Source organism: Bacillus sp. AY2-1 (assembly GCF_008368965.1).
In the GTDB taxonomy this organism is placed as follows: Bacteria; Bacillota; Bacilli; order Bacillales; family Bacillaceae_G; genus Bacillus_A; species Bacillus_A thuringiensis_S.
Genome location: NZ_QPEL01000254.1, coordinates 1 through 2,469 on the forward strand (window position 1 = coordinate 1; position 2,469 = coordinate 2,469).

The window sequence follows — 2,469 nt, forward strand, 5'->3', positions numbered from 1 at the left end:
GCAAAATATTATTAATATGAACATTGGTTATTTAACATTAAATCGAATTATGGGTACGTTGTCAGGTGGAGAGTTAACACGACTTTATTTGGCTGAATTCATGGCAGTAAGTGAAAATGCTGTAATTATTATTGATGAGATTTCAGTTGGACTTGATCATGAAACTTTATTACAAATTTTAGAAGAAATTAAACGACTAGGGCGTAAAAATCAAATTTGGCTTATTGATCATTCAGATACAGTACTAGATACAACTGATGAGCAATTGTTCTTTGGACCTGGTAGCGGAAAATATGGTGGGAAAATTGTGGAAGAATCACCAAGACCAAAGTCAATACTGTGGGATCGAAATAAAGAAATGCCAACAGAATATTATACATTCTATGATTTATATTGCCGTAATATCCAAATGGCTGAGTTTCAAATTCCTAAAAACAGGCTTGTAACAGTTACAGGAGAATCAGGATGTGGGAAATCTACACTTGTCAACGAATGTCTAGCTACAGATTTTTTGAAACGATATCCAAAAGATAAATTAGTTATGGTAGGACAAGACCGAAATCAATCAATTACAAGTCAATCAACTGTAGCAACTTTCCTAGATATTAAAAAGAAACTGACAAAGTATAGTGAAGACATTGATGATATTTTTGAGCGCTCGATTGAGGATATTATTGATGAACTTCCAAATGAAGATATCGCTTATAAACGTTTGAGCCTACTAATTAAATTAGGACTTGGCTATTTAACATTAGAGAGAAAAACACAAACATTATCGACAGGTGAGTTTCAATGTGTTCATTTAGTTTCGGAATTATTTGCAAACACTAGAAATCCACATACATTATTTATTTTTGATGAGCCTTCAAAAGGTTTATCACAAAATATTTTAAATCAATTTATCGATAGTATTAGAGGTATTCTGCAAGATGAATCAGTTTCGATCATTATGATTGAGCATAATCGTTACATGTTAGAAAGCTCTGATTATATAGTTGATTTTGGAAAAAGGCAGAATGAATCTATAGAGCATTTGGATGTTGTCAATCATGAGGATTACTATCGTCAAAAAAGTAATGTGAATAGCACAGAGAAAATACACATCTCTTCAATGCTTAAGCAGAAAAAAGGGGTTCACTATTTAGAAGAAAATCATATTAACTATTTTAAAAATGCCGAAAATATTTATAAGGGCGGTATTTTAAAAAGTTTATCATCAATGGCTAGGTTAATTTATGGTGAATATGAATCTAATACAATCGCACCTGTTATTGCTATTGATCTTGAAAGACATTTATATAGTCAATATAGTTTCTTATATGAGATTGGTGGATTAATTAATCATATTGTAGCTGCTCATCCAATTAATAAAGATACGAGAAGTTTTGATTTCTATTCACAGGACAATCATTGTCCATCTTGTTCTGGACGTCTTCAAATTGAAGTTTTTGATAAAGATATTACCATTCAAGATAAAAGCGTTCCATTTTGGGATGGGCTATTCGATCCAGAAATCATGAAGGTATTAAAATTTTATCAGCATGAAAAAATAGAATTTCTATTCGAAGAAATAAAAAATGAGCTTGGTCACGATTTGTCAAAGAGCTATAATGATATGTCAGAAGAAGAAAAGCATACGTTTTGGTATGGATATTTTGAAAAATCATTTTATGATAAAAAAGGAAAGACACGCAGAACATGGGTAGGGTTTAATACAATTATTGGTGGATATATTGTTATTTCAAAAGCACCTATTAAAGAAGAAATTAAAACTTCAAAAAAAATGATGAAATGTCCAATTTGTAAGGGGACGGTTTTAAATCATCATAAACCACTTAAATTTGATAACGTAGATATTCGTGAAATAATTAATCAGCCTATTAATGAAGTAGTGAAAACAGTTGGTGATTTACCGGCACTTGTTAAATTGAAGTCTATTGTTGGTGGCGATATGGTATTGACAGAAGATGTTTCTTTATTGCCAAGAAAAGCACAAGTCGCACTGAAGATGTTTGAATTAGAACAAGCAAGCTTTTCAAACTATGAAATGGTGTTACAAAATGTCTTACCATTCTGGGGCGAAATAAAAGGAAATATCGAATCCATTAGTGTTAATAATCAAGTAACTGTTTGTGATTTCCCTAATGTTTATGAAACGAGAGAAAACATTATAGATAAGTATTTCACAAATGGTAAATATAAAAAACTTACGTATGTATACGAAGCGTTTGGATACAAAAAAATAGTTACCCAAATTAATAAAATTAAAAAAAGTAATCCATGTCCATTTTGTAAAGGTAAGAAAGTGATAACTGAAGATAATTTGCATGATGGTGTCTTTAAGTTAACAATTCCATGTGTAACTTGTAATGAAACTGGTCTCAATGATGGAGGGCTAAAAGAAGTTGTTGAGGGCGTGGATGTACAAACATGGTTAACTGGAAAAGTTAGTGATGTTGTGGATGAGAG

Annotated in this window: 1 protein-coding gene; it reads left to right on the forward strand. The window is 31.2% G+C overall.

Translation table 11 applies throughout. The annotated features are described in order from the left end of the window. A partial coding sequence (locus DN403_RS29920; RefSeq protein WP_149186072.1) for an ATP-binding cassette domain-containing protein occupies positions 1 to 2,469 on the forward strand: 2,469 nt, incomplete at both ends.